Origin of the sequence: Priestia megaterium (assembly GCF_009497655.1) — a bacterium.
Classification (GTDB): Bacteria; Bacillota; Bacilli; order Bacillales; family Bacillaceae_H; genus Priestia; species Priestia zanthoxyli.
Genome location: NZ_CP023317.1, coordinates 943,315 through 965,969, shown reverse-complemented (window position 1 = coordinate 965,969; position 22,655 = coordinate 943,315). Strand labels below are relative to the sequence as shown.

Below are 22,655 nucleotides of genomic sequence, written 5' to 3'. Positions count from 1 at the left end.
TGTGTCAGGTATTCTAACAAACTGCTTGTCAACTTATTTTCAAACATACTATACTACGATTAATCGAAAGCCACAAATGGATAAAGGTTCTTACAGATGTTAAGAACAAAAAAGCTGTCTAGGGTTCCGTTTAACATATGTTAAAGACTGGTCCGAGAGAGAGCGATATGGCGCTATGCTGTATAACACGGAAGGATAAAAGCCTGGGAGACTACTCTCCCAAGCTTTTATCCTTTTTTTATTCTAAGGAGGTTATTTTATGAGTTATATCTGGAAGCAAACCATCCCAGCGGGCGGAAAATGGTCAGGACGAATTGGGAGAGGAAAATCAGTGACGTTTACCGCACAAGAATCCGGTGCAAACGCATCCCTACTATTGTACAACGCTTATGATTTAACGGAACGATACAACATGCCTGATACCTTAAAAGCTCAGCATACTGCTCATTTAACAAAAGGACACGTTCTGATGAGTGACAACGGCAGAGTATTTGCAAGCATCACTGCTGACACCACCGGCTGGCATGATACCATTTCAGGCTATACTACGCGCAGCTTCACTCAGCAAAAATACGGTGCATCTACTTATCAAGAATCCCGAAACGCATGGAGAAGGAATGGAGAAGAAAACTTCTCAATGGAGCTTCTGCGCAACGGTTTAACAACACGGGATTTAGTCCCTAATCTTAACTTATTTTCAAAAGTATACTGCGACGAAGAAGGCAATATGAATTTTGTTTCTTCTCATTGTAAAAAAGGAGATTTTATTACGCTTAGAACAGAAATGGATTTGCTTTTTGTACTGTCTAATACCCCTAACCCTTTAGACCCAAGTAAAACGTATCCTTCTGTTCCGATTGAGATAACCGTAGATGAAGCAGCTCCTGTTAGCTCAGATGACTACTGTTTAAATTTTAGACCTGAAAATAAACGAGCGTTTGAAAACACATGGTCTTATGACCTATTGCTTGGAAATAAAACATTATCAACGATTTAAAAATGAAGGAGGCTTCTATAATGGCTGTATTTAACCGAGTGGAAAGTAGCAGAAAAATAGAGAACGCAATTTATGATGAAACGGTACTGGCTGGGGACGGCTGGATGCACGAACTTAAACCAGGACAAACTCTTAGAATAATAGATGTAGAAGGCAATCAAGCAGCGGATACGTTATTCTTTGATGCAGAAAATCCAGAAGATCATTACAGTGCAGTATCGACGATTGCTAATCAAGGAAATATTTATTTATCCACCGGCACGGTGCTGCTTTCTCAATCTGGCAAAGAACTAGTCAAAATTGTAGCTGACACGTGCGGACGCCACGATACCCTAGGCGGAGCTTGTTCCGCACAAAGCAACACCGTACGTTATGCACATGACACGCTTCCGATGCATAACTGCCGAGATACATTTATGCTGCAGCTATCAAAATATGATAGCCGCTACACTAAAAGAGATTTAGCACCGAACGTAAACTTTTTTATGAATGTACCCGTGACGCCAAGCGGCGGATTAACGTTTAATGACGGAGTGTCTGCACCTGGATACTATGTAGAAATGGAAGCGATCAATCCTACACTTGTATTGATCAGCAACTGCCCTCAGCTTAATAATCCGTGCAACGATTATAACCCTACCCCTATTCGCTTAGTTATTTGGGATTCATTATAAAAAGGAGTGTTCATCTATGTTTACAAAAGTATTAATTGCGAACCGAGGAGCAATTGCCGTTAGAATTGAGCGAACATTACGACATTTTGGAGTGAAATCTGTGGCTGTTTATACAGAAGCTGATCAAGACAGCCTGCACGTTGATGAAGCAGATGAAGCCATTTTAATTGGCAGCGGCCCGGTCAAAGAAAGTTATTTAAACGAAGACCTTATTCTAGATATCGCAAAGAAAACAGGAGCAGAAGCTATTCATCCAGGCTACGGTTTTTTAAGCGAAAACGCGGAATTTGCTCGTCGCTGTCGAGCTGAAGGAATTGTATTTATTGGTCCTACACCTCAGCAAATGGAAATATTCGGATTGAAACATTCAGCTCGGGAAATTGCGCAAAAAGCGGACGTGCCTTTGCTTCCTGGTACACCTCTTATTACAGATGTATCAGAAGCTGTACGTGCTGCTGAAGAGATTGGCTATCCCGTTATGTTAAAAAGTACAGCTGGGGGCGGCGGAATTGGAATGCGTGTTTGCCAGGATGAAAAAGCGCTTCAAGCCGCTTTTGACTCAGTTTGCCATTTAGCACAAACAAACTTTAAAAACAGCGGTGTTTTTTTAGAGAAATACATTCAAAAAGCTCGCCATGTGGAAGTTCAAATCTTCGGGAATTCTTTTGGAGAAGTAGTAGCTTTAGGGGAACGCGACTGCTCTATTCAGCGAAGAAATCAAAAAGTAATTGAAGAAAGTCCAGCTCCAAACTTCCCTTCATATATACGGGAAAATATGCTGCAAGCAGCTACTCGACTAGCTAAAGAAGTGGGATACCGAAGTGCAGGAACAGTAGAATTTTTATATGACGCCGAAGCGGAGAAGTTTTATTTTTTAGAAGTAAATACTCGTCTTCAAGTAGAACACGGCGTTACAGAAGAAGTGTTAAACATCGATTTAGTAGAATGGATGCTTAAAGAAGCATGCGATGAGCTGGTAAACCTTCCTTCTTTGCTTCCTGTTCCTTCAGGTCACAGTATCCAAGCGCGTATTTATGCCGAAGATTGCTTAAATGATTTTCGTCCAAGCGGCGGGCAAATCGACCAAGCCATTTTCTCTAAAAGTGCTCGAGTTGAAACATGGGTGCGAGACGGCATTACTGTAACATCACTTTATGATCCTATGCTAGCTAAAATTATCGTTCATGGAAAAACACGAGAAGAAGCTCTTCTAAAATTGAGCGCTGCTTTAAAAGAGACAAGATTATACGGCGTTACTACTAATCTTCAATACTTGCAGGGACTGTTAGAAGAAAAAGCGTGTAAAACAGGCGATGTGTATACTCAAATGCTTAACTCATATACTCCGAGCGAACAAGCAATTGAAGTTTTAGACGGCGGCGTTCAGTCTACTGTTCAAGATTACCCGGGACGCACCGGGCACTGGAATGTAGGAGTTCCTCCGTGCGGCCCAATGGATCCTTTTGCTTTTCGCATAGGAAACAAACTTCTCGGAAATTCACCGGATGCCCCGGGAATTGAAATGACTCTCCGAGGCGGCTCTTATAAATTTAGAGACGATGTATCTTTTTGTATTACCGGTGCTAACATGCATGCTACATTAGACGGCGCTGAAATTCCCATGTATAAAACCATTCAAGCAAAGCCGGAACAAATTCTTTCATTTGGTGAAGCAACCGAAGGAATGCGCACGTATTTACTGATTGGCGGCGGACTTGATATGCCTAAAATATTAGGCAGTTCTTCTACTTTTACACTAGGAAGTTTCGGAGGACACGGCGGAAGAGCACTTCGCACGGGAGATGTACTGCGTGTTTCTGACTACGCTCACGTTGAAAATGAACTTGCTCTTTCCTACCAGCCGACCATGTCTAAAGAATGGACAATCGGAGTGATTCCCGGCCCTCATTGTACAGAAGAGTTTTTGCAGCCAGAGTACTTACAGCAGCTAACAGATACAAAATGGGAAGTTCATTTTAACAGCTCTAGAACAGGCGTTAGGTTAATAGGTCCCGCTCCTTTTTGGACCCGTGAAGATGGAGGAGAAGCCGGTTTGCACCCATCAAATATTCATGATAATGCCTATGCCATCGGCACCTTAGACTTAACCGGAGATATGCCTATTTTACTTGGCCCAGACGGTCCGAGCCTCGGCGGCTTTGTTTGCCCTGTTACGACTGCTTCAGCAGAGTTTTGGAAAATAGGACAGCTTCATCCCGGAGATAAAATTTCGTTTAAATTAATTGACCTTGAACAAGCTGAAAAACTCAAGTGTACGCAGGAAGACTTTTTACAGCATATCGGAACATCTGCATCACTTCCTGTGCTTACAAATCCAGTAGCACAGCCGCTCAAAAGCGATTATCCGCTGCTGATTAACGAAACGGAAAATAGACGCTTCCCATTTTCCGTCCGCTGCTCAGGCGATGCAAATATACTTGTAGAATACGGAGAAATGGAGCTGGATCTGCTGCTTCGCTTCCAAGTGCATGCTTTAATGGAAGCTATTCAAAAGCATAAGGATTTACCAGTTCTAGATTTAACGCCTGGTATCCGTTCTCTTCAAATTCATATTGATGCAACAAAGATGTCTATTCTTGAACTTTGCCAGCACATTTCAGCTATAGATCGCGCACTTCCTCCACTTGAAGAAATGGAAGTTCCGTCTCGTATTGTAAAACTTCCGCTTTCATGGGATGATCCTGCGACTCAATTGGCTATTGAACGCTATCAGCAAAACGTTCGTCCAGATGCACCCTGGTGTCCAAGCAATCTAGAGTTTATTCGCCGAGTAAACGGTCTGGATCACATTGAAGATGTGAAACGAGTTGTATTTGACGCTAATTATCTTGTAATGGGGCTTGGAGATGTATATTTAGGCGCGCCTGTTGCTACGCCTCTAGACCCTCGTCACCGTTTAGTGACAACGAAATATAATCCCGCTCGTACATGGACACCTGAAAATGCAGTTGGTATTGGCGGTGCGTATATGTGCGTATACGGAATGGAAGGTCCTGGGGGCTATCAATTTGTGGGACGCACGATTCAAATGTGGAACCGACTTCGTCAAACGGAAAGTTTTGAAGCAGGAAAACCGTGGCTTCTTCGTTTCTTTGATCAAATTCAATTTTACCCAGTAGAAGCAGATGAGCTTTTAAAACTGCGCGAAGATTTTCTTCGCGGGAGATTTGAAGCAGATATTACGGAGACAACGTTTAAACTTGGAGAATATTTAGATTTTCTTTCATCTATTGAAGAAAGCACGGCTGCTTTTCGTCACACCCAGCAGGCTGCTTTTCAAACAGAGCGAGAAGATTGGAAAGCACTCGGCTTAGCTGAGTACGTCTCTGAACATGAAACAGCTGAAATTACGGAACAAGAACTGCCTGAAGGTACGGAGGCCGCCCGCTGTACAATGCCGGGAAGCGTATGGAAAGTTCTTGTTGAAGAAGGACAAAAAGTTAAAAAAGGCGATACGTTAATTATCGAAGAAAGCATGAAAATGGAGTTTCCACAGCTAGCACCTATGGATGGATATATCAGTTCTATTCATGTAAAACCCGGCGATGAAGTACAGGCTGGACAGCTGATTGCCGGTATAAAAGCCTTTTCTCCAATTACTCATTAAGGACGGTGGATACAATGAAAACAGTTAGTTTGCCTAAAACATTTTCGGTTCAATGGTTACGTGATATGTATATCAAAAAAGAATTAACTCCGGAAGATGTAGTACATCAAATTCTTACGCGTGTAGAAGCTGACAAAGATATGAACATTTGGATTACCCCTCCTACACTCGGTGAGTTAAAACCTTATCTCGATCGCTTAGCTACCCTAAGCCCTGAAGCGTTACCTTTATGGGGAATTCCATTCGCCGTTAAAGATAATATTGATATAGCACATGTACCAACGACAGCCGGATGTAAAGAATATACGTATATCCCTTCTGCACATGCTACGGTTGTTCAACGTCTTATTGATGCAGGTGCTATTCCTCTTGGAAAGACCAACTTGGACCAATTTGCTACAGGGCTGGTCGGTACACGAAGCCCTTACGGCGAAACGCACAATGCGTTAAAGTCCGAGCTCATTAGCGGCGGATCGAGCTCAGGGTCAGCTGTATCCGTAGCTCGCGGGCACGCTGCTTTTTCTTTAGGTACCGATACAGCAGGTTCAGGGCGCGTTCCAGCCGGTTTAAACCGTTTAATTGGCTATAAACCTTCTCTCGGAGCGTGGCCATCTGCAGGTGTAGTTCCGGCGTGTAAAAGCTTAGACTGCGTCACTGCTTTTGCTCATGAATGGAGTGACGTACTGCTTGTAGATTCTATTATTAGAGGAGTAGACGATCAAGATCCATGGTCACGCTCTGTTGTTCGGGCTTCTTCGGCTCTCCCTGAAAAAATTTGTATGGTAAAAGAACCGCTCTCATTTTACGGACCGTTTGCTGAGCAGTACGAGGAAGCTTGGAAGCAAGCAGTGAAAAAGATTGAAGGTTTATCTATTCCCATTGAATACATTGACGGCTCGTATTTAAGCGAAGCAGCTGCTTTATTGTATGACGGCCCATACGTAGCGGAGCGCTGGGCTGACTTAGGAGAATTTATTACTTCTCATGAAGAAACAGCATTTCCTGTAACCGAGCAAGTCCTTCGTTCAGGAGCTAAATCAGAATATGATGCTGCTGCTTTATTTCAAGCTTCACATAAGCTTCAATCCTTTAAACATAAAGCATATCATCAGCTTAAAAATGCTGTTCTTGTTATGCCGACAGCAGGCGGAACGTGGACGCGGGAACAAGTAAGAGAAAATCCAATTGAAACAAACAGTGACATGGGGCGTTTTACAAACCATTGTAACTTGCTCGACTTATGCGCTGTCTCTCTTCCATCTCAAGATGCAGATCTTGATTTACCGTTTGGCATTTCATTTTTCTCTACATTTGACGGCGAACAATTCATTTGCGGGCTTAGCGAAGTGTTTTTAAATGGTGAACGAACGGTTGATTCAAGAAAAGATACAACCTTAGTAGCTGTTTGCGGTTTGCATATGCGCGGGTTTCCACTTGAATTTCAAATGCGTGAACACGGAGCTTCATTCGTACGAAAAGACCAAACCGCTCCTTATTACCAGCTTTTTAAACTGCCTACTTCTCCAGCAAAACCGGGGCTGCTGCGAACGCATCAACAAGGAGAAAAAATTGAAGTTGAACTTTGGGAAATGCCCTTATCACTACTCGGCTCTTTTGCCGATTCTATCCCTTCTCCTCTTGGACTAGGCAAAATCACTCTCGAAGACGGCAGTGAAGTAGCGGGTTTTCTTTGTGAAGCTCATGCGACAGAAGATGCGGAGGATATTACGTCTTATAGAAGCTGGCGGGCTGTTTATAGTTGAATAAAAGAGCTGCCTCTAAGTCAGGGTTTCGACTTAGAGGCGGCTCTTTTGAGTTATAAAAACCTTACTATAAAAGCGCTCTTATTTTAAGGAATCACTTATTTGGTCCGGTCTTTTTTATGTACTTTTTCTCTTTTTCATCCACCAGCCTGCACCAACTATCACTCCGATTATAAGAATAACAAATATTAAACGGTCTACATCATGCAAATATTTTTGGATTTTTTCAATATCTCCAAGTCCTCCTACATAGAGCAAAAAAACAAACCATGGAAAAATACCTAATGTGCTGTATAAAACAAAGTCCTTAGATTTAATTTTACTAAGGCCTGCCAAATAGGTTATATAGTTTGCGATACTGATGGGCCGAGAAATCGTAATACTCCATTTTCCATACTTATGAAACCACTTTTGGGCACGCTTTATATTTTTTTCACCAAACCAGCGCTTGGTAATAGATTCAAACCTGTATCCCATCACGAACGGAATATAGTTGAATGCGATATAAATAACGGTATTGACAGCTGAAACCATAAGGATTTTCCATATTGAGAGCTGCAGAACCGAGCCAATGAGCAAAATCGATAACGTACACGGAAAAGGAATTGCCGCAGCTTCGATTGCTGTAGCAATAAAGATGCCCACTATGCCTAAGTTTTGTACAAAATCAATAAACCCTTGCACCTTTTTTCTCCTTTCAATCATACAAATTTCACGTTCTTTCATCATAACTCAAACTATTCAAAATTTCACGATTTCAAAGCAATTTTACTAGTAAAAAAAGCTTATACGCACCCGTTTGCTATATTTGATTATCTTCTATCATATGCAGTTCATAAGTGAAGTAACGCAAAAAAAGAAAATAGCAGAAAAAAAACTCTTTTATTAGTTGTAATAAAAGAGTCTTTTCTGTCCTGCTATTTATTTAACTTTAGCAATAATTTTCCCTTTCACATGGCGTTTTGAAAGCTCTTCTAATGCACTTGGCACTTCTTTTAACGAGATGATGCGCTCAATCATCGGAGCTACTTTCTTCTCTGCTACTAATGCTAAAAGCTCATCTCCCATTTTTGCTAAATCCGCTTGCGCCATCATGTCATCAATGTGGTGTGCAGCATTTAAAGCTACTTCATGATAAGAAATCACCTTTGTAAAAGGCTTTACTTTTGTATAATCAGGTGCACCAGCAATATGTGCTAAATGTCCTCTATAGGCAATCATATCTAAAGAATCCGTTGCGTTCTTTGCGCTCACCGTATCAAGCACAGCATCTACGCCGCGACCATTTGTCAGCTCCAATACTTTTTCTACGACGTTTTCCTCGCGATAATCCATTACATAATCAGCTCCTAACGACTTCACATACTCATGATTATGTGCTGAAGCTGTTGAGAAAACGGTTTTTCCAGCGTTTTTAGCAAGCTGCACGCCAAAGCCCCCTACGCCTCCAGCTCCTCCGTGAATTAAGATGGTTTGAATATGGTTCATTGGAAGTTTACGAAATAGTGCTTCATACGCCGTGTAACCTGCCGTAGGCAATGCAGCAGCTTCTTCAAATGTAACAGCATCAGGAATGCGCGAAATTGAATGAGCAGTTGTGACCGCATACTCAGCATATCCGCCTTTTTTCATAAAGTCCCCGTGATAGACAACGCGGTCTCCTTTTTTCCAGTCAACTACTCCTTCTCCAACTTCATCAATTGTCCCAGCTACATCCAAACCTAGAATGTGAGGATATGTCCAATGAGGATTTCCATTAGTAGCCGTTTTATAATCCACTGGATTAAGTCCCACTGCGTGAACTTCAACTACTACTTCTCCTTTATTTGGAAGAGGTTTTTCTATTTCTTCTACTTTCATTTCTGTCCATTTATTTTTATCTTGCAATAATAATGCTTTCACAGTCTAACTCTCCTTTTTAAATCATTTGCTTAGCGTTACTTTTATTATTTTATCTAAAAATGATTTGCTTACTATTTTTATTTTAAAGAGAGCTTGTCTATAATACAAATTAGAAAATAAATAGATATCCATAAATAAATTTATAAGAAAGGATAGCATAAATGATTGATTTTGAATGGTATCGCAGCTTTATTAGCATTTACAAATATCGATCCGTTTCTGAAGCAGCCAGAGCGAGGATCTTAACGCAGCCGGCCATGAGTCAGCACTTAGCTGCTTTAGAAGCTGAAATAGGCGAAGGTTTATTTATCCGTGCACCAAGAAAGATGATTCCAACAGAAAAAGGTAAAGAACTGTACACGCGTATTGTCCCGTTAATTGAAAGTCTAGAAGCTGCTTCAATTGAATTAAAAATGACCGCTTCATCTCCCGACGCGCTGCCGGTCGTAAAAATTGGTTCTCCCGTAGAGTATTTTACCGAACAAGCTTTAGAAAGAATAAAAGATGCAGGTATCCGCTGCTACAGCCAGTTTGGTATTGCTTCTGTTTTACTTGAAAAGATACAAAGCGACGAAATTGATATTGCGATTACAACCCAAAGATTGCAAATACCAGGAGTCGAATATACGGTCATTGAAGAAGAAGAGTTTGTCTTAACCGTCCCTCCTTCTTTTGAAATGACACCCAATGAAGACATAGAGGATTTTTTATACAATCAGCGGTGGATTAGCTATGGCCTTGAACTTCCTATTATCAGGCGTTTTTGGCGACAGCATTTTAAAAAACGGCCTGAAATTCAGCCTCATCATGTGATTCCAAATCTTCAAACGGTGTTAAAAGCCATTCAGCATCACATGGGAATCAGCCTGCTTCCCCGCTATTTGATTCAAGAAGCGCTCCAAGAAAAAAAGGTGAAAATCGAACTTGAACATTTAGCGGTAAAAAATCAGATCTTTCTTGCTTATAAACTTAAGCATCGAGATCATCCAGTCATTCAAAAAACGATACACTCGTTAAAAAAAGAAACGAACCACTAATCAAACATCTTGATTAATGGTTCGTTTTTCACCTCGTCTAAAATCATTTTGTCCCAGTCTCTTCTTTTTTTGACAGTTGCTGTGCTGAATCTACTCCTACGAGATCTAAAAAGAAAATAAAAATAGGAATACCAAGAATCAGCCCCCATACGCCCAAGAAATGTTCACCAAATACTAAAATGATAAACGTAATGAATGTTGGCAAGTTTGTTTTAGATGACATAAGCTTTGGATTTAATACATAGCTTTCAAGTGCGTGAAGTACTACCACCATAATTAACACAGATAGTACTTTTACACCGCCTCCTAAACTGTAAGCGATTGTACAAAGCGGAATGAGTGAAACAAATACCCCAAGAACCGGCACTAGCCCTAGTAGAAAGACCATAACGCCAAGCGCAAGCAAATTAGGAAACCCTAACACCCACAGGGCAATAACGGATAAAATGCTGTTCACAAAAGCGATAATAAACTGAACTTCTATTACCTTGCCGAAGGAATTAACAAATTTTCTCCCCAAATAGCCAGCTTCTTTGAAAAACCAGCCCAGCCTAGATTGTTCCAGTTGGACAAATAATCGGTGAATCCGCGACTTTTCAAGTAAAAAGAATAGGCTTAACAAGAGTGCTAAGAAAACTTGTGCACTTACTTTTCCAATATTAGATAAATAGCTGTATACTAAATCAATATTCTGCTGAATATTTTCTGGTGATTTAAATCTCTTTAGATTATCGATAATATAGGTGACGAATGTATTATCAGGGGGGTGCTTGTAAAAATACATCAGCTTCTGTACAAGCTCAGTAACTTGCGTCATAATAACCGGGATATATACATATCCTACAATACCGAGAGCACCAATCAGTGCGATATAGATGACGATGAGTATAAGCGTTGAATTAAGCGGAAGCTTTCTTCTTAACGTTTGTTGAAGACGACCAATTAAAAAGGTAAAAATAAACGTAAATAACAGCAGCTGAAGCATACTTCTAATGCTGACAAGTAAAACTGTAATAATAATAAGCGTAATGATGCGAACAGTAAGTTTGTTGTGAAGCCAACTTCTTGCAATATTCATGAAACCTTCAATTCTCCTATCTCTCTTTTTCCCAAGTCATTTGTATACATATAAATAAAACGGATACGCTAGACGCTCATATCCGCTTTCGCTATATATAGTGTATCATTTAATATTCAAATTTTACTATATTTCAGCGCTTTTTAGTATGTCTTTATTTTCTCTCCGCTATTCTTTTTCATTTTCCCATACATTATGATAAATTAGCTTGTCTAAATCCCTTCTTTTTTCCCAGTTAGCTTGTTCTAAGATTGGTTTCTCAGGGTATTTATCTGTATAGCCAATTGACATGAGCGCTACAGGATCAATATGAGGAGGAATATGTAAAATGTCACGTACATCATTTTTTTTATAAAAACTTACCCATCCCATTGCCAGTCCTTCTGCATATGAAGCAAGCCACATATTTTGAATCGCACACGCAGTTGACATCATATCAGTTTCTGGAATTGAGTTTCTTCCGAGAACATGAGAGCCCCCTCTTGTTGGATCACACGTTACGCAAATAGTTAACGGCGCTTCTTTTAATCCTTGAATCTTTAGCTCTAAAAAATCTTCTTTCTTTTCACCTTCATAATGAATAGCCAGTGCTCTTCTCTCTTTATCTGCTGCCCAGGCAAGTTTATTTTTCACTTCTGTATCAGATACTAATATAAAATTCCAAGGCTGCATAAACCCGACGGAAGGTCCGCTGTGAGCAGCCTGTAGAATGTTATAAACCGTTTCATTCGGAATCTCATCAGACAAAAATGTGCGTACATCTCTTCTTCCGTAAATCGCTTTGTATACCGCTTGCTTTTCGTCGTTTGTAAACGAATTCATCTTTTTCAACCTCCATTAAACTCTTTTTTTAACTATTTTTCTAAAAAAATATTAAAAAAATGTGATCTAAACTTTATGTTTTCTCGTATTACTATATGAATCTATCATAAAGGAGGTTGCAAACATGTTCAACGACGTTTTAATGAACTTATTTAACGCGGTAAGCAGCATCATTAACACAATTGGATAATTTGATTGTACATATTGAGTAAGAGAGGAGGCATATTACATGCTAAACGAGGTACTTATGAACTTTTTTAACGCAGTAAGCAGCATCATCAACACAATCGGATAAAAAAAGCACAAAGAAAAGGGTAACTGCCATTACCACCGTCTTTATGCTTGACTAGTTCAAAATCATATATTTTACAATAAAAAGAACTCTTTGATTAGGAGTTCTTTTTACTTATCCTAACATGTTCCTTTTTATTTGTATATATGCCTTGCTATTTCAACAGATTCACTTATATGTTGCAAGCATACACGTAGGTCTGCAGCTCGTAGTGCAGTTCTTTTAAGTCTTCGGCTGCTTGAGTCAATAACTTCTTTCGCTGAGCTGTATACACATCTAGAATCGCTCTTTCTACTTTTACCTTTTCTTCATATAAAATATCTAACTTATCTTCATTTCCTTCAAGGGAAATAGGCTTTAACATAGCAAATTGATAAATGGGTTGTCCATAATCCAATTTTGTTAAAATAGAACCTACTAATACATCCTGCGAGCATTCGTATACGAAGTTTAACAGCGTACTTAATTCTTCTAGACGAGAAATATCCAGCTCTGCATTTTCATTGATCACAGTCCCTATATATTGAAAGCACTCTTCTTCTAACTCATTGTAAATAGTTGTGATGCGGTGCAACACTTCATTCAACTTCATAAAGTTCCCCCTTCACACACGCTTCTTGATACAACCATATGACAAAACTTGGTGTTTTATACTAACGAAAAAGCGAGGAATATAAACCTCGCTTTTTCTCTTTATCGATACATACTGGCAATGTCTTCAATAAACATAAGCGGTTCTTCTTCTGTTAGTTGTTTAATTGGAGAATAATCCTCTCCACCAAAACTTTGATCTATGTCTTCAATAAACGAAGAAACTTCTTCTGACTCTTCACGATTAGCCGGCACTTCGTATTTCTGTAATTCTGTACGGTGCACGACGGATAAAATATGGCGAGGAAATTGCTGCTTCGTTTTTCCAAAACAGTATACCGGCTTGTGTTTCAAAAAGCGTTCTACTTCCTCTTGCCGGTTATAAATGCTTCCATGATCACCCCAAGCTACCACAACCAGTTCAGCATCTTCCACAGCTTTTTGAATATATTCACCTGTTCTTGTTCCAACAGCTTCTTCTTTTGAAAGCATGCGTAAAAACGAAACATGATCGGTTTGATAGCTGAATAAATAAACGATTTCTAAGACTCCAAATCCCCACTTTTGCGCCAGGTCGATGCATTTGGATACAGCTGTATCATCGCTGTATTCATACGTATTTTCTGGAAAGGACAAGATAAACGTAAGTTTACGTTCGTTTACTTCACTCCATTTGCATAATAGAGAATATTTGTATGTGCCTGTTTCATCAAAAATAACTTCTTTTTTCACTGCTTCCATCCCCCTGCCTTCTTACAATCTTGTTACTTATCTATTGCAAATGAGCTAAGCAGTAATCGTAACCTTGACTGTTAAAAGTTTTATTTTATATGTATTTCAAAATCATGCCTTCATGACAACTTTTCTGCCATTTTTTCAAAAAGCATTTTTTTCTTCTATACATGCTTTTTACAGCTAGTGAACATTCACATATATATCTTTACTCTTTTCGGACCTCCAGTCAAAATAGATAAAATCAAAAGAATGGTCTATAATAAAGAAATAACCAATGAACTTTTCACTCATGTTTTTGACCGTTACGGATTTTTTCTCAGCAGGTATGTTCAAAACTGATCCTCTGAGAAAATAGAAGATAAATTTGTGTAAAGAAAGGATTTTGTAAATGGCTACTACACACACATTTACAAGAGGAGAAGAAATTGCAAATGCGATTACACACGGCGTTGGAGCCGTACTCAGCATTGTGGGATTAACGCTTTTAATCGTACTTTCTTCGTTAGAAGGAACGCCTTGGCATGTTATCAGTTTTACTATTTACGGAGTAACCATGCTGCTTCTCTATGTCTCCTCTACGCTTGTCCATAGCTTTCCGGAAGGTAAGGTAAAAGATCTTTTTGAGATATTTGACCATTCTTCTATTTATTTGTTTATTGCCGGTACGTACACTCCATTTTTATTTATCGCAGTAAAAGGAACCACCGGCTGGACACTTTTTGGAATTGTATGGGGCATCGCTCTTGCAGGAATTGTATTCAAAGCTTTTTTTGTGAAGAAATTCCTTTTTATTTCCACCATTCTTTACGTATTTATGGGATGGATGATTGTGTTTGCGTGGGATTCGTTAACTCAAAACATTGCCCATCAAGGAATTGTCCTTCTTGTAGTTGGAGGCGTGTTGTATACAATCGGAGCCGTTTTTTACGTATGGCGAGGATTTCGTTTTCACCATATGATTTGGCATATGTTTGTTCTTGGCGGAACCGTACTTCACTTTTTAGCAATCATTTTATATGTATTGCCTATAACCAATTAAAAAAGGGCCTTCTGGCCCTTTTTTAATTGGTTATAGAATTTCTTACCACAGTTTTGCCATTTGAGTCACAAGCGTATAGACTCCTAGCACAGCCATAATAACGACCACAAAACTGCCAAAAACGGTAAGCCAAGTCGGATGCTTGTAATCCCCTACTATCTTCTTTTTATACGCCGCTATAAGCATTGTACCGAGTGTAATAGGTAAGATTAACCCATTTAATGCTCCAGCTAAAATGAGCAGCGTGACCGGCTGACCAATCGTTAAGAAAACCAGGGTTGAAATCGTAATAAATGCAATGATAATCCAGTTTTCATATTTCTCAATCCTTTTGCTGAAGGATTTAATAAAGGAAACCGATGTATATGCCGAACCAATAACTGAAGTGATAGCCGCTGCTGCCATGACGACACCAAATAATTTATAGCCAATATCCCCTGCGGCTAACTGAAAAACAGAGGCAGGTGGATTATCGGGATTCAGTTTTAACCCTTGACTCAACACACCTAATGTTGCCAAAAATAGAAAAATTCGAATGATCGAAGCGATCGTAATGCCGGATACTGCTCCTCTTGTTACTTCCGGAATCGCGGCTTTTCCTTTGATTCCTGCATCTAATAAACGGTGACCTCCTGCAAATGTAATATATCCTCCTACCGTTCCTCCTACAAGAGTAACAATCGCCATTACGTCAATGTGATCCGGCCAAAATGTTTTAGATACCGCTTCTCCTACTGGCGGAGCGGAAGAAACCGCAACATACACCATTAAAATAATTAATATTCCGCCCATTAATTGAGCAAAACGATCCATTAATTTTCCGGCTTCTTTGACTAAAAAGATGGCAATAGAAATAATGGCTGTAATAACTGCACCAACTTTAGGAGAAATACCAAATAGCGCATTGAAGCCAAGACCCGCTCCTCCTACATTTCCAATATTAAATGCTAAGCCTCCGATTACAATTAAAATAGCAATAAATAAACCGAGACCTGGGAAAACACTGTTAGCAATATCCTGTGCTCTTTTTTCTGAGACGGCAATAATACGCCATACGTTTAGCTGAACGCCAATGTCTAATAAAATCGACAGTAAAATGACAAAACCAAAACTTGCGGCGAGAGCTTGTGTAAAGACAGTTGTTTGAGTTAAAAAACCTGGACCCACTGCTGAAGTAGCCATTAAAAATGCTGCTCCGAGGAGCACGCTCCAGTTGCGTTCTTTTTTCATGATGTCACCTCATTGTGGTTGAATAATGATTTGTTCTTCTTTTAGCTTGTCACAAATAGCTTTGGCAAATTCAACAGCATGTGCACCGTCTCCATGAATACAGACGGTATCTGCCTGAATCGGAATCTCTTCATTTTGCACAGTGAATACTTTCTTTTCTTTGACCATTTTAATTACTTGAGAAATAGCTGCTTTCTCATCTTGAATCACGGCGTTTTCAACGTTTCTCGGCGTCAGCATGCCGTTCTGTTGATAGGTTCGATCTGCAAATACTTCCTGAGACGTACGCAAGCCGATTTCGTTTCCAGCTTTAATCGATTCACTTCCAGCAAGACCATATAGAATAGCTTCCTCACTAACATTATAAACAGCTTCAGCAATAGCTTTAGCTATATCTCGATCCCCTGCAGCCATATTATATAAAGCGCCATGAGGTTTCACATGATGAAGGGCCCCTCCTTCTGCACGTATAAAAGCTGAAAGAGCCCCCATTTGATACACCATCAAATCATAAGCTTCTCGAGGCGTAATTTTCATATATCTACGTCCAAATCCAGCTAAATCTTGCAATCCGGGGTGCGCGCCGATCGCCACATTTTCACTCAAAGCCAGCTTTACTGTTTCTCTCATAACAGAAGGATCTCCGGCATGAAAGCCACAGGCAATGTTTGCTGACGTTACATAGCGTAAAATTTCTTTATCATTTCCTAATCTATAGTTCCCAAAGCTCTCCCCTAAGTCACAGTTCAAATCAACGGTAGCCATTTTCTTCCCCCCTATATTTTCATTCGAAGTGCTCTTTTAATATGATTGATTTTCTTTTCCTGCTCCATATATAAATGCTGCGCTTCATCCAGTGAAACGAATTGAAAAGAAACCTTTTGCCCTGGAGAAACTTGTGCCAGCGCCGAAAAATCGGCAGTTGCTACCTGCCCGATTCTAGGGTATCCTCCTGTCGTTTGATGATCTGCTAATAAAACAATGGGCTGTCCTTCTTTTGGTACTTGAATTGTACCAAACGTCACAGCGCTAGAAAGCAGTTCCTTTTCCTGCTGAAGGACTAGTTTCTTCCCTTTTAGCCTATAGCCCATTCGGTCAGATTGCGGCGTAACGTCAAATTCTTGATTAAAGAAATGTTGTTGACTTTCTTTCGTAAACCAATCAAATTCCGCACCTTTCATTGTGCGGATAATAGGCGTCTCGTATGAAGGAAGAAGTTTAGGATGAATGGTCCAAAAAGCCTGCTGAAAAGAGCGGTCCGTTTGCTTTTTCACCAGTTTCTTTATAATTGCTTCCCCTATTTCTGTAGGAGGATGGCTTAATACTTCGTCTCCTGACTGTAATGCTTTACCGTGTAGCCCTCCTATCCGAGCGCGAAGCGAAGTAGATGTACTTCCCATAACTGCAGGAACGTTAAAGGCACCGGAAACCGATAAATAAGAACGGCAACCTAAAGTCGGAACACCAAACTGCAGCACGCTCCCTTTTTTTACATATAAAGGCCGCCACATCTTTACGGCTTCACCATTAACAGTTGGCGATAAATCCCCTCCTGTCAGGGCAATTAAAGCATCTTGCTGAAATTCAATTTTTGGTCCCATTAACGTAATTTCAATAACCGGCTGATTTTCTTGATTTCCTACTAATAAGTTGGCAATCCTTAAAGCAACTTTGTCCATTGCCCCGCTGACAATCATGCCGTCCTTTTGATATCCATGTCTGCCGATATCTTGAATCGTTGTTAATAAACCAGGACGCATCACTTTAATACTCATCTTCATCCACCTCCTTTTGTGCTTCATATTCCGTTTCAGAAATGGAAACAAATCGGATACGATCACCTGCTTGAAGTAAGCTTGGCGAGTCTTTTTCTGGGTTAAATAGTGTAAGAGGAGTACGCCCGATTAACTGCCATCCTCCAGGTGTTTCAATTGGGTACACGCCGGTTTGCATTCCTGCGATGCCAACTGACCCTTTTGGGATGCTGTTTCTCGGTGATTCTTTCCTTGGAGTCGCAATTTTTTCACTCATCCCTCCTAAGTAAGGAAAACCAGGAGCAAAGCCTATCATATACACCAAATATTCTCCGTTTGTATGAATGGAGATAACTTCATCAGGCGTTAATGAATGAAAAGCAGCTACTCTCTCTAAGTCGGGGCCGTACTTTCCTCCGTAACACACCGGAATGTCAATTTGTCTAGCGACCGCTTCAGATTTTTCTTCCTGGTGGAAAAGCAGTTCTTCAATATATGTAGATATTGCTGTGTAAGGATTTCTTCTTCCTTTTTCACTCATTATCCAAGGATCATAATAGATTGTAACCGTCGTAAAAGCCGGCACATATTCAATCATTCCCTTACATAATGATTGCTCTAGCACCTCAGTAAATTGCTGAATACGTTTATGTATACCGAAATTAATTTCGTCTCCAAATGAAACGACAATGCCGCTATCACCAAGAGGATAAAGTCGATAATCGTTACTCATTCCGTCTCCTCCTTTTTACTTAGTATTGTTTGAGCAGCTCCCTTTAATGCTGTAGTTGGACAGTTTTATTAGAATTACTAATGAATTTATCATTTTCAAATAACATTTTCTTATATATCTAATAAAAAAAAGATCAATAAATCTGTATACCGTATGAATAACATTATACAAATATAAAATAATCTTATGTTCTACTAAAACAAACTCTAAATAAAAATTCAACCTTTTTAGAATTTTATCGTCAAAAGGATCACGTTTTTTCAGTTTTCTCCATAAGAAAACTGCTTTGTTTTTTATACCAAAGCAGTTTTTTGTAAACATCTAAAAAAAGGAAAAACTCATGGGCAGTGAACCATTATATACCTCTGCGAGCAAAATCCACAAAACGAAACTTGTCAAGACGATGACGTGATTCCGTATACTGAAAAAGGCTTGCATCTTCTAGATACACATAGTTTCTTACTACCACAATATGTTCATAGTCTTTCAAATCTAAGTAACATTTATCTTCGTCCGTCAGCTCGTCAACGGAAATTTCTTTTTTAGCAAAGCTGATTTTCAGCCCAAGATCTTTTTCTAAGTATTCATAAATAGAGCCTTTGCATATGTCTTTTGTGAGGTGAGGAACATATTTTTTATGAAAAAAATCTTTATCTAAAATAATTTTTTCTCCATCGATTTCACGTGCTCGAACTACTTTCCATATGAGATCTTTTTTCGTTGCGCCAAGCTGTGTGCACAAATCTTGATCAGCCTTGATTAATTCAAACTCTTTTACAATAGTAGTCGACGTATGTCCTAGCTTTTCCGCGACTTCTTTGAAGCTAACAAGTCCTGATACTGGAAAATCAAAGCGTGATACGTCTAATACAAAAGAACCTTTTCCTTTCATTTTTTGAATGTACCCATTTTGCGAGAGTAAATTTAACGCTTTCCGTATCGTTTCACGAGACGTTTGATACTGTTCAACAAGCTCATTTTCAGAAGGAAGTTTTGTATTAGGACGCCAGTCACCGCGTTTAATTTTATCGACTAACTGTTCGTAAATGCTGATAAATTTATTTTCTTTCAATTGCCATCACCTATTTTACTTTCTATATATACCCAATTGTATAAAAAGAACGATAGATTGTCACCCATCGTTCTTTTCACTTTTTCTCTATTTTTTTAAATGATACACGATTGATTCATACGGCCGAAGTAAGACTCGCTTGAATTCCTTTGATGAATCTTCGTAGTTAGACAGCAATATTTCACTATGATATCCTTCAAAAGTTATATCTTCTGGCAGTTCAAAAATTTTCTCGCTGCCGTAGAAATTATTTATCACGAGCAGCTTTTCATCTGCTCCATTTCGGATATAAGCGAAAATCTGCTCGTCTTCTCCAAGAATCAATTCATAGTTTCCATAGGTGATAATCTCGTACTGCTTGCGCAGTGCAATAAGCTTTTGATAAAAATAAAAGATTGAATCTTTATCCTCTAACGCTTTTTCTACATTAATTTTACGGTAGTTATCGGCCGGATGAATCCATGGCTTTCCTTTTGTAAAACCTGCATTCGGCTTATCGTTCCATTGCACCGGTGTACGGGAATTATCTCTTGATTTATGTTTTAAAATTTCCAAAATTTCATTTTCGTCCATTCCTTGTGCACGTTTTATTTCATACACATTTAATGACTCCACATCTCTATATTCATCAATAGAGGAAAACTTCGGGTTTGTCATACCTATTTCTTCGCCTTGATAGATATAAGGCGTTCCCTGCATCAAATGAATCGTTGTAGCGAGCATTTTAGCAGATTTATTATGATAGAGTTCGTCGTCTCCATAGCGTGAAACAACGCGAGGCTGATCATGGTTGCACCAAAATAATGCATTCCATCCCCCACCTTTATTCGTTTCCGTTTGCCAAGTTGATAAAATCTCTTTTAATTTAATAAAATCAAAATCTGCTAGGGCCCACTTTTCTCCGTTTGGGTAATCAACTTTCAAATGATGAAAATTAAACGTCATGCTAAGCTCGCGTCGGTCCGGATGAGAGTACTGAATGCAGTGGTCAACGGTTGTCGATGACATTTCCCCAACGGTCATACTATCATATTTTGAAAAAACTTCTTGATTCATTTCCCGCATATATTCGTGCACGCGAGGACCGTCGGTGTAGAATTTTCGGCCATCTCCTGGTGCAACGGAACCGTCATCATCTAAAAAACGCTGATCTTTTGAAATTAAATTAATAACGTCCAGACGAAATCCATCTACTCCTTTTTCAAACCAAAACGTCATCATATCATACACGCTGCGGCGCACACGCTCGTTTTCCCAGTTCAAATCCGCTTGCGTAACATCAAACAAATGCAGATACGATTGTTCTGTGAGGTTATCATGCTCCCATGCGGATCCTCCAAATTTTGAAACCCAATTCGTCGGAGCACTTCCATCTTCTTTTTGATCTTTCCAAATATAAAAATCTCGGTACGGGTTATCTTTCGATTTTTTAGCTTCTTGAAACCATTCATGTTCAGTTGACGTATGATTAACGACAATATCCATGATAATTTTAAGATCCCGCTTATGCGCTTCTGTTATTAAACGATCAAAGTCCTCCATTGTTCCGTATTCTTCTTGAATAACAAAATAATCACTTATATCATATCCATTATCCCGCTGTGGTGATTTATAAATTGGCGTTAGCCACAGAACATCTACCCCGAGCTTTTTCAAATAATCTAGCTTTTCAATAATGCCAGCTATATCACCCACGCCGTTTCCAGTCGTATCATAAAAACTTTTTGGATAAATTTGATAAACAACAGATTTTTTCCACCAAGGTTCTTGCATTTTTAACACCACCATTTAATTCTTTGAATTATGTTGAAACGAGTCTGTACCCGCGACCGTTGATGTAACGGTTGATTTTTTCTGAAGCTTTCCGAGCGTTAACGTTAAAAGAAACGGCACTACGATTACGATTATCATTCCAATAATAAAAGGCGGCCAGCTCTGTGGAACAATTGATAATGGAGCAGGGATACCACCGATTCCCACCGATGCTGCTTTTACTCCGGCTACAGATATGACAACACCGGCAATAGCTGAACCAATCACTGCAGAAATAAAAGCAAATCTAAAACGCAAATTCACACCAAACATTGCAGGCTCCGTAATGCCAAGCCACGCTGAAATCCCTGACGTTAAAGACAATCCTTTTAATTTCTCATCATCTTTTGAAAGAATCATTATCGCAAAAGCCGCAGAGCCCTGTGCAATATTCGATAATGCTACCATTGGCCATAAGAACGTACTCCCTACGCTTCCAATCAGCTGTAAATCTACGGCCAAAAATGTATGGTGCATCCCTGTAATAACAAGAGGAGCGTATAAACCTCCATATACAAGCCCTCCAATAAATGGAGCCGTTTTAAACAGCCATACAACTGCATCTGTAATAACATTTCCTATTGCAAATGTAATTGGACCAATTACAATAAAAGCGAGAAACCCTGTTACTAAAAGAGCTACAGGTGCTACAATCAAAAGTTGAAATCCATCCGGTATGCGTTTTCGTAAGAATAATTCGATTTTTGCCAAGACGAATGAAGCGACTAATACGGGTAAAACCTGTCCTTGATAGCCTACTTTCTCAACATGCAGGCCAAATAAATTCCACGTATCGATACTTCCTTTTTTTAATGCTTCTCCGTAAGACCAAGCATTTAGCAAGTCAGGATGTACAAGCATGAGCCCAAGGACAATTCCAAATAAAGGACTTCCTCCAAAACGCGTAACAGCTGACCACCCAATAAGAGCTGGCAAAAAGGCAAAAGCCGTATTCGCAATTAAATTAATCATGCTTGCGAAGTCTTTCCACTGTGTATGAACATCTACGATTGATTTATCATCGTAAAAAATTCCGGCTCCTGTTAGTACATTATTGATTCCCATCAATAAACCCGCGGTTACGATGGCCGGTAAAATAGGAATAAAAATGTCAGCTAATGTTTTTATTGCGCGCTGCAGCGGATTTAAGTTTTTAGCCGCTTCGTTTTTCACTTCTTCTTTTGATAGCTCGCCTATACCTGTAAGCGCCACCATTTCTTTATATACTTTATCCACCGTGCCTTGACCAATGACAACTTGAAACTGGCCGTTTGTAGAAAAAGATCCTTTTACTAATTCGTGCTCATCTAGCATACGTTGATTGACTTTACCTTCATCTTTTAAAACAAGTCGAAGGCGCGTTACACAGTGCGTTGCAGCAGAGATATTTTCTTTTCCGCCAACGGCTTCTACAATGCGTTCAACAGATTCTCGATTCATGTCTTTTCCCCCTTGTTTCCGCTTTCATTTTACTCCTATATCTCCTATCCCCCATA

Annotated in this window: 19 protein-coding genes and 1 riboswitch; of the genes, 6 read left to right on the top strand and 13 right to left on the bottom strand. The window is 39.6% G+C overall.

Going from position 1 to position 22,655, the window contains the following annotated elements; all coding sequences use genetic code 11:
- The first annotated feature begins 107 nt into the window (after positions 1-107).
- Positions 108-212: riboswitch (guanidine-I (ykkC/yxkD leader) on the top strand.
- Positions 213-259: 47 nt separating this feature from the next.
- From CEQ83_RS04905 to atzF, 4 genes are read left to right on the top strand one after another with little or no spacing between them, the layout of a single operon-like run.
- Positions 260-997 (top strand): urea amidolyase associated protein UAAP1, encoded by a 738-nt coding sequence (locus tag CEQ83_RS04905; RefSeq protein ID WP_155017021.1) that lies wholly within the window; start codon positions 260-262, stop codon positions 995-997.
- A 20-nt stretch (positions 998-1,017) separates the two neighbouring features.
- Positions 1,018-1,671 (top strand): urea amidolyase associated protein UAAP2, encoded by a 654-nt coding sequence (locus tag CEQ83_RS04900; protein ID WP_098626043.1) that lies wholly within the window; start codon positions 1,018-1,020, stop codon positions 1,669-1,671.
- A 16-nt stretch (positions 1,672-1,687) separates the two neighbouring features.
- Entirely contained in the window at positions 1,688-5,299 is a 3,612-nt protein-coding gene (uca, locus tag CEQ83_RS04895) for an urea carboxylase (protein ID WP_155017020.1), read from the top strand.
- Positions 5,300-5,313: 14 nt separating this feature from the next.
- Positions 5,314-7,062 carry an allophanate hydrolase gene (atzF, locus tag CEQ83_RS04890; protein WP_155017019.1) on the top strand — a complete coding sequence of 583 codons (1,749 nt, stop codon included), beginning with the start codon at positions 5,314-5,316 and terminating at the stop codon, positions 7,060-7,062.
- A gap of 117 nt (positions 7,063-7,179) precedes the next feature.
- Here the strand turns inward: atzF and CEQ83_RS04885 are convergent, their stop codons facing one another.
- Both CEQ83_RS04885 and CEQ83_RS04880 read right to left on the bottom strand, forming a co-directional pair.
- Complete coding sequence (locus tag CEQ83_RS04885) at positions 7,180-7,746, bottom strand: DedA family protein (RefSeq protein ID WP_223546326.1); 567 nt, start codon at positions 7,744-7,746, stop codon at positions 7,180-7,182.
- A 237-nt stretch (positions 7,747-7,983) separates the two neighbouring features.
- Positions 7,984-8,964, bottom strand: a complete 981-nt coding sequence (locus tag CEQ83_RS04880) for a zinc-binding dehydrogenase (RefSeq protein WP_154989500.1) — start codon at positions 8,962-8,964, stop codon at positions 7,984-7,986.
- A 161-nt stretch (positions 8,965-9,125) separates the two neighbouring features.
- Here CEQ83_RS04880 and CEQ83_RS04875 point away from each other — a divergent pair, with 161 nt between their 5' ends.
- Positions 9,126-10,001, top strand: coding sequence for a LysR family transcriptional regulator (locus CEQ83_RS04875; protein ID WP_098999768.1), 876 nt, complete (start codon positions 9,126-9,128; stop codon positions 9,999-10,001).
- Between the two features lie 43 nt (positions 10,002-10,044).
- Here CEQ83_RS04875 and CEQ83_RS04870 read toward each other — a convergent pair whose 3' ends face one another.
- From CEQ83_RS04870 to CEQ83_RS04855, 4 genes are all read right to left on the bottom strand, one after another.
- The gene (locus CEQ83_RS04870; RefSeq protein WP_028412216.1) at positions 10,045-11,079 is read right to left on the bottom strand and encodes an AI-2E family transporter; all 1,035 of its coding nucleotides are present in this window, start codon (positions 11,077-11,079) and stop codon (positions 10,045-10,047) included.
- Positions 11,080-11,247: 168 nt separating this feature from the next.
- Entirely contained in the window at positions 11,248-11,901 is a 654-nt protein-coding gene (gene bluB / locus CEQ83_RS04865; protein ID WP_013055676.1) for a 5,6-dimethylbenzimidazole synthase, read from the bottom strand.
- Between the two features lie 464 nt (positions 11,902-12,365).
- Positions 12,366-12,785, bottom strand: a complete 420-nt coding sequence (locus tag CEQ83_RS04860; protein ID WP_016763238.1) for a hypothetical protein — start codon at positions 12,783-12,785, stop codon at positions 12,366-12,368.
- Positions 12,786-12,886: 101 nt separating this feature from the next.
- Positions 12,887-13,525 carry a DUF1643 domain-containing protein gene (locus CEQ83_RS04855; protein ID WP_205689676.1) on the bottom strand — a complete coding sequence of 213 codons (639 nt, stop codon included), beginning with the start codon at positions 13,523-13,525 and terminating at the stop codon, positions 12,887-12,889.
- 382 nt (positions 13,526-13,907) lie between these two features.
- Here CEQ83_RS04855 and trhA point away from each other — a divergent pair, with 382 nt between their 5' ends.
- Positions 13,908-14,558 (top strand): PAQR family membrane homeostasis protein TrhA, encoded by a 651-nt coding sequence (gene trhA / locus CEQ83_RS04850; RefSeq protein WP_013055671.1) that lies wholly within the window; start codon positions 13,908-13,910, stop codon positions 14,556-14,558.
- A 42-nt stretch (positions 14,559-14,600) separates the two neighbouring features.
- Here the strand turns inward: trhA and CEQ83_RS04845 are convergent, their stop codons facing one another.
- From CEQ83_RS04845 to treP, 7 genes are all read right to left on the bottom strand, one after another.
- The gene (locus tag CEQ83_RS04845; RefSeq protein WP_049163068.1) at positions 14,601-15,788 is read right to left on the bottom strand and encodes an NRAMP family divalent metal transporter; all 1,188 of its coding nucleotides are present in this window, start codon (positions 15,786-15,788) and stop codon (positions 14,601-14,603) included.
- A 9-nt stretch (positions 15,789-15,797) separates the two neighbouring features.
- Positions 15,798-16,553, bottom strand: a complete 756-nt coding sequence (locus CEQ83_RS04840; protein WP_034269755.1) for a LamB/YcsF family protein — start codon at positions 16,551-16,553, stop codon at positions 15,798-15,800.
- Between the two features lie 11 nt (positions 16,554-16,564).
- Positions 16,565-17,563, bottom strand: a complete 999-nt coding sequence (locus CEQ83_RS04835; protein ID WP_034269752.1) for a 5-oxoprolinase subunit C family protein — start codon at positions 17,561-17,563, stop codon at positions 16,565-16,567.
- The gene (gene pxpB, locus CEQ83_RS04830; protein WP_033578185.1) at positions 17,553-18,275 is read right to left on the bottom strand and encodes a 5-oxoprolinase subunit PxpB; all 723 of its coding nucleotides are present in this window, start codon (positions 18,273-18,275) and stop codon (positions 17,553-17,555) included. Before pxpB ends, CEQ83_RS04835 begins: the two co-directional genes overlap by 11 nt.
- Before the next feature lie 355 nt (positions 18,276-18,630).
- Positions 18,631-19,347, bottom strand: coding sequence for a trehalose operon repressor (gene treR / locus CEQ83_RS04825; protein ID WP_028412210.1), 717 nt, complete (start codon positions 19,345-19,347; stop codon positions 18,631-18,633).
- An 87-nt stretch (positions 19,348-19,434) separates the two neighbouring features.
- Positions 19,435-21,120 (bottom strand): alpha,alpha-phosphotrehalase, encoded by a 1,686-nt coding sequence (gene treC, locus CEQ83_RS04820; protein WP_155017018.1) that lies wholly within the window; start codon positions 21,118-21,120, stop codon positions 19,435-19,437.
- Positions 21,121-21,135: 15 nt separating this feature from the next.
- A complete protein-coding gene (gene treP, locus CEQ83_RS04815) occupies positions 21,136-22,599 on the bottom strand; it encodes a PTS system trehalose-specific EIIBC component (RefSeq protein WP_049163061.1) in 1,464 nt (487 codons plus the stop codon).
- Positions 22,600-22,655 lie beyond the last annotated feature (56 nt).